Source organism: Lentilactobacillus buchneri, assembly GCF_018314255.1.
In the GTDB taxonomy this organism is placed as follows: Bacteria; Bacillota; Bacilli; order Lactobacillales; family Lactobacillaceae; genus Lentilactobacillus; species Lentilactobacillus buchneri.
In genome coordinates this window covers 2,288,081-2,301,656 of sequence record NZ_CP073066.1, presented here as the reverse complement: position 1 = coordinate 2,301,656, position 13,576 = coordinate 2,288,081, and the positions used below count along the sequence as shown (strand labels likewise).

The window sequence follows — 13,576 nt, the reverse complement described above, 5'->3', positions numbered from 1 at the left end:
CTTTTAAAGTTTTATTTTGCTACAACAACCATCGCTGGTCGAAGCACTCGGTCCTTCAAACGATATCCGTCTTGGAGGACCTGAACAACCGTGTCAGCTGGATGATCATCATCTGCCGGCGCCGTTTGAACAGCCTGATCGAATTTGGGATCAAATGGTTTGTTCAACGCATCAATCACCTCAACGCCATTATCAGACAAAGCCTTGGTGAAATGCTCGTAAACCATTGAAACCCCCTGCTTAAGTTGCTTGCCGCTTTCGTCAGTGACATCAACTTTAAGTGCTCGCTGCAGGTTATCAACAATGGGCAGGATATCATGGGCCAGCTGCTGGCCGTCATACTTGATTAAATCAGCCTGTTCCTTCTTGGCATGGGTTTCAATATTTCGCATATCGGCTTCCGCACGAAGGAACTTATCTTCCATTGCATCAAGTTTCTTTTGTAAATCGACTACCGTTTGTTTCAACTTTTTAATATCATTTGCGTCTGGGCTTTTGGCCTGATCAGCCTTTTTTTCCGGCTTAGCTGCCTTTTTGGCTGCCTTGGCTGGTTGAGTTGATTGGTCCTGTGTTGGCCCACTTGGATTCTTCTTAACCGAATCATCTTTGTTTTCTGCCAAACAATCGCCTCCTTAAATTATTGATTATCGTCATCGTAGTAGCCAAGTAACTTCTTGGTCAATTCTTCCCGCAAAGCACCAACAATTCCGATGACCTTTGAGTAAGGCATTCTGGTTGGTCCAATGACTGCAATCACGCCATGACCATACTCTTTCAAATCATAAGTTCCTGTGATAATACTATAATCTTTTAACAGGTCGTTGCGCAGCTCGCCGCCAATTCTGACCTGAACATCTTTAGAGTTGGGATCAATAATCTTTGAAACCGAGTCCTCGGTGCCCAGTAAATTGTAGAGTGGCTTAAGCCGGTCAACATTTTGCCGTTCCGCAAACTTCAATAGATTCAGTTCACCATCAACGTGAACTTTATCTCGGCCCGCTTCGTCCAGCATGTCCCCGAAGATCTTCAAGAAGCCTTCGGGGGTCTGAATATATTTGGTCATCAACATTGGAATATCAAATTTTAACTTGTCCATGACATCCTTGAGCGGCTTGCCGACCAGTTCGCTGTTAATGATATTCACAATGGTTTCAAGTTGCTCGGACGAGACGTTGGCCAGCCTGAAAATCTTATCAATGACGTGACCTGTGTTGGTAACGATGATGGCCATTACCTGACGATCATCCAACTTGACCAACCGGAAACCGCCAAGTTTCAAGTTATCGCCAGACTCTGGATTAAAAGTCAGCGCCATGTAATTTGTCAAATCTGACAATACTTTGGCTGACTCCTGGACAATCTCGTCAATCCGATTGAACTCACTGTTAAAAGAAGTTTTGATTAAGTCTTCCGCACCTTCGTCCAGCGGGTCCGGCTGAACGAGGTTATCAACATAGTAACGATAACCTTCGATCGATGGAACCCGTCCGGAAGAAAAGTGAGTCTTCGTAATTAAGCCCTTTGATTCAAGTGCAGCCATATCATTTCTGACCGTCGCGGAACTAACGTGGGTCGGAAACTCCTCAGCCAATGCCTTGGAACCAACTGGCATTCCCGTTCTTGTGTAATCACGAATGATTATTTGAAGAATATCTTTTTGCCTATCCGTTAGCACCCAAATCACCTCTTTTTAGCACTCAATATAACCGAGTGCTAAGGCACATTTATAATTTAACAAACCGTCTGTTATAAGTCAAGGGAATATAGCCTTATTTTAGCATTATTTTGTGTAGAGTGCTAATAGTGCTAATTCAAGATCTCAGGATGCTGCTCTAAGTACTCACGGGTCGCAACTTTGTCTTTATCCAACTGATCAATTAAATCTTCAGGAGTCTGAAATTTGATCTCAGCTCTTAAGTATGAAAGCCAGTTCACGTTGACGACTTCACCATAGATGTTGCGGTCAAAATCCATCAAATTGATTTCCACCGTCATCGGATGAACATCCGAGAAGGTCACATTCTTGCCGATTGAAGCCATTCCCAAGTACTTTTTGTCGGCAATTTCGACGGTAACCACGTAGATTCCAATCGTTGGCAGCCATTGATATTCTGAGTGTTCAACGTTGGCAGTTGGATAGCCCAACAGTCGCCCCCGCTCCTCGCCGTGGACAATGACGCCACGGGTTTGAAATGGGCGCCCCAACAATTTGGTAACACTATCAACGTCACCTGAATCCAATTCAATCCGAATCCGGGTCGAACTGACCTTTTTATCATTAATGTCGACAGACGGCACTGTGATGACGTCAAAAGCCCCTTTAACAAATTTGGGGAAATTGGCCATCGTGGCCACTTTTTTATCACCATAGGTGTGATCAAAACCAGCCACGACTGCCACTGCATTGAACCGCTTGAGAAAGTTGTTGATAAATTCTTCCGGAGTTTGACTTTGAAAATCATACGAATAATTCACCAGAAAGACTTGGTCAACACCAAAATCTCTTAGCAGCTGCATTTTATAATCATTCAGCGTCAAATATCGCTGTTCATGGGGCGACATTTTTCGGTAGACAATTGCCGGATGATGATCGTATGTCAACACCGCCAACTTGGCACCGCGCTTTTCAGCCTCGGTTTTTGCCCGTTGTAAAACTGCTTGGTGACCTTTATGAAAGCCATCAAAAAATCCCATTGCAACGACAGTCGGGCCATCGACCTTAAAATCATCAGACAACGGATAGTGTAATCTTGAAATTTGCATTGTTAAAAACCACCTTCATTAAGCTAAAAACATTCTAAACGGTCTGTATTGACCGATTTGTTCATCCAATCGGTATAACGCTTTCACCTGTTGTTGATAATCTAATCGAACCACCGGCGCGTGGGTGGGACTGATTGATTGGTCCAAGAAGCCACCATGAGAAACGATTGACCAGCGGCTGTCGTCCAATTGATAACCGGGATATTCCGCCAGTGCTTCAGATAACGGATGAAGGACGATACTCAGGTCTTCCGCAGCAACGGCTTCTTTGACTTGAGCCAAAGTGGATGTCTGTGAAATATCAAAACCACCGCTTTTAATTCTGGTCAGATCAGACATGACAGACGGCAAGCCAACCCGTTTTCCAAAATCTACTGCCAGCGTTCTAACGTAAGTCCCCTTTGAACAGCCGACTTCAAAATAGATTGTCTGCGTGTGGGCAGCGTCATCATACGTTGCCGGCTTAATTTGCTTAAAATAATCAATATGAATCGGACGTGGATCCCGGTCAATGGTGATCCCCTTGCGCGCATATTCATAGAGCTTGTGGCCATTGACTTTGACGGCCGAATACATCGGCGGCGTCTGCAGAATGTCACCGGTCAATTGAGCCAGAGCGGCGTTAATCTGTTCATCCGTCAGCGGCGTTTTAACCGGCACCTGTTCAATCAAGTGACCGTCCAGATCCTCACTATCATAAGCAACTCCCAGGGTAATCGCACCGCGATATACTTTTCCGGACTGCATTAACAGTTCACTGATCTTGGTCGCCTGGCCGATACAAATTGGCAGCACCCCATCGACATTTGGATCCAAGGTGCCGGTATGGCCAACTTTTTTGGTGTGCAAAATTTTTCTTAACTTGCTGATGCAGTCGTGACTTGTCATGCCACGTTCTTTATATAGTGCAATTACGCCATCCATTCGAATTCTCCTAATTTTTTCATGTAAGAAAATTATATCACAAAAAAACTGCCCAGCCATTCAGGCGTGGGCAGTTGAGATGATTATTCACCATCTTGATTTAATTTATTAATTAATCGGTCAATCTTGTCACCATACTGAACTGATGTGTCCAGCTCGAACTTGATTTCCGGTGTTTTATAAATGCTTAACCGATGACCAAGTTCGCCGCGGATTAGTCCGCTGGCTTTTTCCAATCCCTTTGCAGTTGTTTCTTCGTCCTCTTTTTTATCGGACAAAATACTGTAATAAATGGTCGCCTGCTGGAGATCACCTGTGACTTCGACACCAGTTAAAGTGACGCCCTGAACTCGAGGATCGCGGACCCGCTTTAACAGAATGTCGTTAACTTCTTTTTGAATTTCCTGTTCTAATCGGCCAACCCGATAATGAGCCATCAAAACACCTCCAAATTACTTGACAGGCACTTGTTTCATGACATATGCCTCAATCACATCGCCGACTTTGATATCGTTATAATCTTTGATAGTTAAACCTAATTCAAAGCCTTGTTTAACTTCATTGACGTCATCTTTGAAGCGTTTCAAACTGTTTAATTCGCCGGTATAGACAACGACTCCGTCACGAATCAAACGAACTTTACTATTCTTCTGAACGACACCGTCAACCACCATACCACCAGCAATCGTTCCGACTTTAGAAGCCTTGAAGATGTCACGCACTTCAACCTCACCAGTAACTTGTTCAGTGTAGGTCGGAGCAAGCATCCCCTTCATTGCTGATTCAACTTCATCAATGGCGTTGTAAATAACTTGGTGAAGACGAATGTCAACGTGGTCGCTGTCAGCCTGTGACTTGGCTTGTGGTGTCGGTCGAACGTTGAAACCAATGATAATGGCGTTGCTGGCTTCGGCCAAGGCAACATCACTTTCATTAATCGCACCAACTCCGGAATGAATGATGTTGACCTTGACGCCTTCAACTTCAATCTTTTGCAGACTGTTAGCCAAAGCCTCAACTGAGCCTTGCACGTCAGCTTTGATTACGATGTCAACTTCCTTCATTTCGCCTTCTTTAAGCGAATCAAACAAGCTGTCCAAGGTAACCCGGGTGGTCTTTCGTCGTTCCTCAACTTGAGCTTCCTTGGCACGTTCTTCACCAACGGCACGAGCGGTCTTTTCATCATCAAAGACGACGTAACGATCGCCGGCTTCTGGTACTTCATTCAAACCAGTGATTGATACTGGGCTTGATGGCGTCGCTTTCTTAACATCGCGGCCACGTTCGTTCGTCATGGTCCGCACTCGGCCGAATGTATGACCAACAACGATTGGGTCACCGACGTGTAAAGTGCCTTGTTGAACCAGTAAAGTGGCAACCGGCCCCTTACCTTGATCCAGACGAGCTTCAATTACCGATCCGGCAGCGGGTTGATCCGGATCAGCCTTCAATTCCATCACTTCTGCTTCCAAGATGATCATATCAAGCAATTCGTCAATATTCTTACCAAATTTGGCTGAAATATCAACGAAGATGGTATCACCACCAAGTTTTTCAGGAACCAGACCATACTGCATCAATTGATCGGTAACATGTTGTGGATTGGCATCCGGTTTATCGATCTTGTTGATAGCCACAATGATTGGCGTCTTGGCAGCTTTGGCATGGTTGATAGCCTCAATAGTTTGAGGCATTACGCCATCGTCGGCAGCAACCACCAAAATCGTGATATCGGTAATATTGGCACCACGAGCACGCATTTCAGTAAAAGCGGCATGTCCAGGAGTATCCAAGAAAGTGATCAGGTTGTCACCGTGACGAACTTGATAAGCACCGATTGCTTGAGTAATTCCCCCTGCTTCACCAGCAGTAATGTGTGAATGCCGCAAGTGATCCAGCAAAGTGGTTTTACCATGGTCAACGTGTCCCATGATCGTCACAACTGGTGGTCGGGATACCAAGTGATCGGTATTCTCCATTTCTTTTTCAAAGATCTTATCCAAATCGGACAAATCTTCGTGGACTTTTTCTTTTGCTTCAATACCATAGTCGGCTGCCAAAATCTCAATCGTATCCTTATCAAGTGATTGGTTTTGGTTCACCATGACGCCGAGCATAAATAGCTTCTTAACAATTTCTGCTGGCTCACGATGCAACAATTTACCCAATTCCTGGGCGTTCATACCATCTTGATATTCAAGCACCTTTGGTAATGGACGATTCTTTCGTTCCGGTGCACCATGGTGTTCAACTTCACGCAATCGTTGATTCTTTTGCTTACGTTGTTTCTTGTTGCGCTTCTTCTTGGCTTTGCGGGAGCCGCCACGATTATTATTCCGGTTCAAGCTGCCGCCAAAACGACCACTGCCGGTATTGTGATTTGAGAAATTGTTGGAACTACGGTTTGTATTACTGTTATTATTCGAACTGGTATGATTGCTTGCAGTTGTATTGCTGCCAGTTGAATGACTGTTTGTATTACGGGTCGACGTATTGGATGAATTGTTTGAAGCTTGGTGATTGCGTCGATCATTATTCTGGTTGGTCCGGTGATTATTGGACTGGTTCGAATTGTTGGAATGATTTTGACTATTCGAATGGTTATTATTGTTGGAATGATTTCTTTGAGCAGTATTATTTGTGTTGCGAGCAACACTTGAGTGGCCGTTGTTACTACGGTTGCTCTCTGCATTTCGGTTAGCCTGCTGTGTGTTTCGGCTTACCGGATGGGACCCGTTGCTGTCATGGTGAGCAGCCGGTCGACTTTGTGCATGAGCAGTGGCATGTTCTTTTGGCTTTGAGCTTGCTGAATGAACATTGTTATTGCTGCTCTTATGGCTTGATTGACTGTTTCCAGTCGATTGATTGCCGCCTTTACTAAACATCGCCCGAATTTGACGCTCTTGGTTAGCGTCAACGGTTGACATGTGATTTTTGATATCGAAGCCCTGTTTATTACCACGGTCAACGATTTGCTTACTGGAGACATTCAGTTCTTTAGCTAATTCGTAAATTCGCTTTTTCCCCATATAATCACTCTCCTTTATTGTTATCGGTTAATTCAACCAATTTTTTTGCCATACCCCGATCGGAAATGCCAATAATGGTTCGTTTCATTCCAATTGCTTCACTAAGCACTGCTTTAGTGTAACTGTTATTCACGGGTATATGATAGTAATTTGACTTATCATTAAACTTCTTTTGAGTTGCCTTGCCGGTGTCTTCTGCGATAAACAAGAAAAAAATCTTGCCGCTGCGGATTTGAGACAAAAGCATATCTTGACCGGAGACAATTTTGCTTGCCCGCCGTGCCAGACCTAAAAAATTCAAAATTGCCTGATCATTGTCCATCTTCAAACAACTCTTTTCGGGCTTGCTTATGGTCAACATAGGCAATTAGATCGTCATAAAAGTTGTCATCCAAAGTTGTTGAAAAGACTTTTTCAAAAGTGTGTTCCGCTTTAGCTTTGCGGGCAATCTCAACGTTAATTGAGATGTAGGCACCACGGCCGGATTTCTTTCCAGTCTCATCGATTGAAACGTGGCCGTCTGAGTCACGGACAATTCTGACTAATTCCTTTTTCGGCGCCATTTCACCAGTAACGATATCTTTACGCATTGGAATTTTTCGTTTTTTCAAAAAATCGCCTCCTAAAAATTAGTCTTGAGTGTCCTCATTCGACTCATCGGGATTGGTATTAACATCCGCACCGTCTGTCGGGGCATCCTCAGTTGAATCCTCTGTTTGATCGCCTTGGTCGGAAGCCTCATCAGCTTCTGTATCATCGCTAGCGGCAGCGGCTTTGTCGGCAAGAATTTCCTTGGCTTCAGTTTCTGATTTGATGTCAATCTTGAAGCCCGTTAGCTTAGCTGCCAACCGAGCATTTTGCCCCTTCTTACCAATTGCTAATGACAACTGGTAGTCAGGCACAATGACCGTGCAGGCCCGCTCGTTGTCATCATCAAAGATAACATCAATGACCTCTGCGGGATTCAAGGAGTTGGCGATGTAAGATGCATCGTCTTCATCCCATTCAACGATATCCATGTTTTCGCCGTGGAGTTCGTTAACAATGGTTTGAACCCGCTGACCTCTTGGGCCAACGGCGGTTCCAACCGGGTCAATGTCGGAGTTGTTTGAGCGAACGGCAACTTTGGCCCGGTCGCCGGCCTCTCTGGCAATTGAGACAATTTCCACAGTTCCATCATAAATCTCGGGAACTTCTTGTTCAAATAAACGTTTGAGCATCCCTGTAGCCGTTCGGCTGACAAACACCTGAGGGCCCTTGGTCGCATTCTCAACTTTGGTGACATAGACCTTGATACGATCCTGTGGACGATAGACTTCGTTGGGCATCTGGTCTTTTGAACCCATAACGGCTTCAACTTTCCCCAGATTAACGTAAACAAATCGGGTGTCTTGACGCTCGACAGTTCCGGTCACCAATTCATCTTCATACTTGGAATATTCATCAAAAACGTTTTCCCGTTCAGCTTCCCGAACCCGCTGCATGATTACCTGCTTAGCAGTTTGAGCAGCAATTCGGCCAAAGTTCTTGGGGGTCACTTCAAATTTGATTTCGTCTCCCAGTTCGTAACCTTTGTTAATTTCAAGGGCCTCATCAAGAGATACCTGAAGCTGGTCATCAACAACATCGTCGACCACCGTTTTAACGGCGTAAACGTGCATCTCGCCTTTTTTGTCGTCGAATGACACTTCAACGTTTTGGGCCTGACCGTAGTTTCGTTTGTATGCAGAAACCAACGCGGCTTCCAAGGCTTCAATGACAACCTCTTTTTTGATGCCCTTTTCTTCTTCCAGAGCAGACAGCGCTCCTAAAAGTTCTTTACTCATTATTGTGTCTCCTTTAACTAAAATTGAATTGCAAGCCGTGCTTTGGCAATTAAGTTCCGCGGTACTTCCAACGTATCCTGCTTACCCCACTTATCATTTTGAAGCACCAGTTTGTCGTCATCCAACGACTTCAGGATGCCTTCAAATGTTTTATTGCCGTTAAGATTTTGATAGAGGGAAACGTGAATATACTCGCCAATTGCCTGTTTGAGTTCGGCGTCGTTTCTAAGTGGTCGCTCAGCACCCGGAGACGAAACTTCCAGGAAATAGGCCTGGGGGATCGGGTCGGGATCCATTGCATCCAGCTTTTCGCTTAATTCATCGCTGACCAAGACGCAGTCATCAATGGTAATGCCGCCTTTTTTATCAATATAAACCCGTAAATACCAGCTTTTGTTCTCTTTTACAAACTCAACATCGAATAAGTAAAATGAGTGTTTTTCCAGAATTGGTTCAACAACTTGTTTGACCGTTTCAACAACATTGCTCAAAAATAGGCCTCCTAAAAATTATCCATTAAAAAGAGCGAGCATCTCTGCTCACTCCCTTACAAGTTATTTAGTAAATTAACTATAACATATTCGATGATTCATTACAAGGCTGGCGCGTTTTAACGCCGATGTGCAAATCAATTATGCTCGCCTTACATCAAATCAAACAAGTTCAACTGATTTTCATCTGGCAATCCCGCCAGCACATTGTTCTCAGTCATGAAGTCAATCAAAGTTTTGGAAACTTTACCGCGTTTGGCTAAGTCTTCTTTGGAAATAAACGGCTTGTCCTCTCTGGCAGCAACAATTTGCTTAGCCACGTTCAATCCCAATCCTGGAACTGAATTAAATGGTGCAATTAACGTATCACCATCGATCAGCCATTGACTGGCATCAGACTTGTCCAAATCCACCATTTGAAAATGATACCCGCGTTCGAGCATCTCATTGGCCAGTTCCAAAACTGTCAGCAGGTTCTTCTCTTTGGTCGAAGCTTCCATTCCCTTATCATTAATCATCCGCATGGCATTTTTGACCGCTTCTTTACCTCTGCACATCGAGACAATATCAAAATCATCGGCACGAACGGAGAAGTATGAAGCATAGTAAACCATTGGGAAGTAGACTTTGAAATAGGCAATCCGAAGGGCCATCAAAATGTAAGCAGCCGCATGGGCGCGGGGGAACATATACTTAATCTTCAGACACGATTGAATATACCAATCAGGTATCTTGGCTTTCTTCATTTCGGCTTGCCAGTCGTCAGGAATTCCACGACCATGACGAACACTTTCCATAATCTGGAAAGACAATTCAGAGTCCAGTCCCCAATTGATTAAGTCGGTCATGATGTTATCCCGGCACCCAATCACGTTGGCAATGGTTGCCGTTCCGTTCTTAATCAGCTCATCGGCGTTACCCATCCAAACATCGGTTCCATGGGACAAACCGGAAATCTGAAGCAACTCGGAATAGTTACTTGGATGCGTCTGTTCAAGCATTCCACGGACAAATCGAGTTCCAAATTCCGGGACTCCCAGTGTTCCAGTCTTAGATTGAATCTGATCTTCAGTAACCCCCAAGATTTTTGGGCTGGAGAAAATCGACATCACACCGGGATCATCCATTGGAATCGTTTTTGGATCGATGCCTGACAAATCTTGGAGCATCCGGATCATCGTTGGATCATCATGACCCAAGATATCAATTTTCAAAATATTATCATGAATCGAGTGGAAATCGAAGTGGGTTGTTTGCCAAGCGGCATCCTGATCGTCGGCTGGATACTGGATCGGCGTGAAATCATAGATGTCCATGTAATCCGGGACAACGATGATTCCAGCCGGATGTTGGCCAGTGGTCCGTTTGACGCCGGTTGCGCCCTTTGCCAGTCGATCTTCCTCGGCTTGTCGGTAGACTTCACCCTTATCGCGTTCGTAAGCCTTAACGTACCCATATGCGGTCTTATCGGCCACGGTACCAATCGTTCCGGCACGAAAAACGTTCTTTTCGCCAAACAAAACTTTGGTGTAGTTATGGGCAATTGGCTGATAATCACCAGAAAAGTTCAAATCAATATCAGGAACCTTATTTCCGGTGAAGCCTAAGAAGGTTTCAAACGGAATGTTGTGGCCGTCACCAATCATCATGGTGCCGCACTTGGGACACTTTTTGTGTGGCAAATCATACCCGGAGCTGTATTCACCCTTGGTAAAGAATTCAGTGTGTTGACAGTTCGGACAACGATAATGTGGCGGCAGTGGATTGACCTCAGTAATTCCGGTGAGGGTCGCAACCAAACTGGAACCAACCGACCCACGGGAACCTACCAAGTATCCGTCCTTGTTACTTTTGGCAACCAGTCGTTGGGCAATCAAGTAAATCACCGAGAACCCGTTTCCGATGATACTCTTTAATTCTTTATCCAAACGATCAGAAACAATCTTAGGCAGTGGATCACCATACCAAGCGTGGGCGGTGTCCATCGTCCGTGACTTAATCTCGTCTTCGGCCCCTTCCATTCTTGGGGTGTACAACTTATCCTTCAATGGATGGACGTCCTCAATTTCATCAGCAATTTGATTGGTGTTGTCCACAACAATTTCTTCGGCCTTTTCTGGGCCCAAGAAGTTGAAGTCACTCAACATTTCATCAGTTGTGAGGAAATGAAGGTCGGGTAATTCTTGACGGTTCAGAGGATTGGCGCCACCTTGCGAATTAATCAAGATTTTTCGATAAATGTAATCTTGCGGATTGAGATAGTGAACGTCCCCGGTTGCCACGACCGGCTTGTCCAGCTCATCGCCAAGTTTGACCATATTGGTTAAGATTTGCTCAAGATTCTCATCATCGGCGATCAAACCGGATTCAATCAGTGGCGCGTAAGCACGTTTGGGCTGAACTTCAAGATAATCATAAAAGCCAGCTTTTTGGCGGGCCTCATCCAATCCCTTTTGCATCATGGCTGTAAAGACCTCACCCGATGAACAGGCAGAGCCGACAATCAAGCCATCCCGGTACTTCTCCAGTTGCGTCCGGGGGACCCGTGGAACCCGGTAGAAGTACTTGACGTTTGACAAGGAAACGATTTTAAACATGTTTTTGAGGCCGGCCTGGGTTTTGGCCAATAAAATGGCGTGAGACGGCCGAGCATGGCGGTACGCATCGTTATCAGTCATGTGATCATTAAGCTGATCGTGATAGACAATGCCGTATCGATCTTCAGCATCCTTTAAAAATAGATAGTTTAAGTGGCCGGTGGTTTCAGCATCATAGATTGCTCGATGGTGGTGTTCCAAACTGACATCAAATTTCTTAGCCAAGGTATTCAGTCGATAACCCCGTAAATTAGGGTACAAAAATCTGGCCAAAGTCAAAGTATCGATGATTGGGTTTTGCATCTCATGCATGCCATGACGAACGTAGCCGGTGTTCATGAACCCCATATCAAACGTCACGTTATGGCCGACGACAATCGCATCGCCACAAAATTCCCGGAAAAGTTTGAAGACTTCTTCCTCAGACTTTGAGCCGTGAACCATCTCATCGGTAATTGACGTCAGATTCGTCGTTCGTTCCGACAAATGGAAACCCGGGTCAATAAATTCTTCAAATTGATCAATCACGTTACTGTTCTGCATTTTAACGGCTGAAAGCTCGATAACGCGGTCATAAATGGCTGATAAGCCGGTTGTTTCAGTATCAAAAACGACGTAAGTCGCATCCTTTAACGGAACGTGCTTATCATTGTAAGTAATCGGAACGCCGTCATCGACCAGGTTAATTTCAACACCATAGAGCATCTTGATGTCATTTTTTTGGCCGGCATGAAAGGCGTCTGGAAATCCTTGGACACCCGCATGATCGGTGATTGCCAGGGCTTTTTGGCCAAAGTGCTTGGCCTGCTTGGCAAAGTCAGCAATGTTATTAGTGGCATCCATTTGGCTCATTGTGGTGTGCAGGTGTAGTTCAACCCGTTTCTTATCATCATCTGCAGTATCTTGACGGCTAACCGTCTTAATGGGGTTAATATCATAGGCATTCAAAGTTAGTTCATGAGAGTAGTTATCCTCTTGGACGCTACCACGAACCTTCACCCAATCGCCTTCGTTAACGCCTTCAAAGAGCGCTTCTTCACCTTTATTGGAAAATTTCTTTACTTGAATGGATGATGTATAGTCAGTAATCTTCAGCATCAAAAGCTGGCGGCCGGAACGCAATGCCCGGATTTCTTTATCGAAAATGTAGCCAGAGACAACCACAGAGCGTTCCTCTTCTACAATTTCTTCCATCTTCATTACGGGTAAATCATCTTTGATTCGCCGACCAATGGTTGACTTGCCCCCACCGTTACCACTCTTGGGATGAGCTTGAGCATTCTCCTTGATCGCTTGGTTAGCCTTCTTGACTAATTCCGCATTGGCAGCATCGTTTTTCTTCTTGAGGGCTTGAATGTTTTGCTGAGAAGAACTTTCATCGACGATCGTGTGAATTGTAAAGTCAGGAAAGCCTGCCCGCTGAAAGGCATCTTCAATTGGCCCCAAGGCAGTGTTGGTCATAAAGTCCTTGACGATGTCATTTTCAGCGACAAACTCCACCCGCGAATCGACAATGGAGGGAAACTTGTCTGCACATAATTCCTTCATTAACGGTGAGGTAACCCCACTATGTGGAACGACCCATTGCCAGTATTGCCGAAGCAGTTGTTCAGTAAAGGTATCATTTTTTGCAGAAATATTCAGTGAAACATCAGCGATTTCTTTAAACGCAGACTGTAGTCTGGCATTAAAATCGTTAAAAACCTCAAATGGCAGGATTCGTGGAAGTGAAATGTCAAATTGCCACCGCTGGCTTTGTTTATGAACTTCCAGGCGATCAATTTTAGCATCCTCAAAATAAGGCAATTCATTTGCCTGTGTCCATTGAAGCTGTTCAAGCAACTTTTCAAATAATTGATTTCGATCCAAACTCATCACAATACCTCTTCTAAAAATAACGGTTTAACAACAACTGGCTGGACACAAAACCCAAGTTTTGGTCCAAC

Annotated in this window: 11 protein-coding genes; all 11 read right to left on the bottom strand. The window is 44.8% G+C overall.

The genetic code is table 11. From position 1 onward, the window contains the following. Positions 1-11 precede the first annotated feature (11 nt). The 11 genes from grpE to KE627_RS10995 all read right to left on the bottom strand — a co-directional run bounded on the left by grpE (position 12) and on the right by KE627_RS10995 (position 13,505). On the bottom strand, positions 12-620 hold the full coding sequence (grpE, locus tag KE627_RS11045; RefSeq protein ID WP_056939129.1) for a nucleotide exchange factor GrpE: 609 nt from the start codon (positions 618-620) through the stop codon (positions 12-14). A gap of 17 nt (positions 621-637) precedes the next feature. Beyond that, positions 638-1,681, bottom strand: a complete 1,044-nt coding sequence (hrcA, locus tag KE627_RS11040) for a heat-inducible transcriptional repressor HrcA (protein ID WP_041805892.1) — start codon at positions 1,679-1,681, stop codon at positions 638-640. A gap of 125 nt (positions 1,682-1,806) precedes the next feature. Continuing rightward, positions 1,807-2,763 (bottom strand): riboflavin biosynthesis protein RibF, encoded by a 957-nt coding sequence (ribF, locus tag KE627_RS11035; protein ID WP_013727802.1) that lies wholly within the window; start codon positions 2,761-2,763, stop codon positions 1,807-1,809. A gap of 18 nt (positions 2,764-2,781) precedes the next feature. After that, the gene (gene truB, locus KE627_RS11030) at positions 2,782-3,687 is read right to left on the bottom strand and encodes a tRNA pseudouridine(55) synthase TruB (protein WP_013727801.1); all 906 of its coding nucleotides are present in this window, start codon (positions 3,685-3,687) and stop codon (positions 2,782-2,784) included. A gap of 83 nt (positions 3,688-3,770) precedes the next feature. Further along, entirely contained in the window at positions 3,771-4,124 is a 354-nt protein-coding gene (rbfA, locus tag KE627_RS11025) for a 30S ribosome-binding factor RbfA (protein WP_013727800.1), read from the bottom strand. A gap of 15 nt (positions 4,125-4,139) precedes the next feature. Then, complete coding sequence (gene infB, locus KE627_RS11020; protein ID WP_056939128.1) at positions 4,140-6,716, bottom strand: translation initiation factor IF-2; 2,577 nt, start codon at positions 6,714-6,716, stop codon at positions 4,140-4,142. 4 nt (positions 6,717-6,720) lie between these two features. Next, complete coding sequence (locus KE627_RS11015; RefSeq protein ID WP_013727798.1) at positions 6,721-7,038, bottom strand: L7Ae/L30e/S12e/Gadd45 family ribosomal protein; 318 nt, start codon at positions 7,036-7,038, stop codon at positions 6,721-6,723. Further along, positions 7,028-7,327, bottom strand: coding sequence for an RNase P modulator RnpM (gene rnpM / locus KE627_RS11010; RefSeq protein ID WP_014939899.1), 300 nt, complete (start codon positions 7,325-7,327; stop codon positions 7,028-7,030). Before rnpM ends, KE627_RS11015 begins: the two co-directional genes overlap by 11 nt. 18 nt (positions 7,328-7,345) lie before the next feature. After that, a complete protein-coding gene (gene nusA / locus KE627_RS11005) occupies positions 7,346-8,542 on the bottom strand; it encodes a transcription termination factor NusA (RefSeq protein WP_013727796.1) in 1,197 nt (398 codons plus the stop codon). 17 nt (positions 8,543-8,559) lie between these two features. Further along, positions 8,560-9,033, bottom strand: coding sequence for a ribosome maturation factor RimP (gene rimP / locus KE627_RS11000; RefSeq protein ID WP_013727795.1), 474 nt, complete (start codon positions 9,031-9,033; stop codon positions 8,560-8,562). A 152-nt stretch (positions 9,034-9,185) separates the two neighbouring features. Continuing rightward, positions 9,186-13,505: a PolC-type DNA polymerase III gene (locus KE627_RS10995; protein WP_056939126.1), complete on the bottom strand. Its 4,320-nt coding sequence runs from the start codon at positions 13,503-13,505 to the stop codon at positions 9,186-9,188. Positions 13,506-13,576 lie beyond the last annotated feature (71 nt).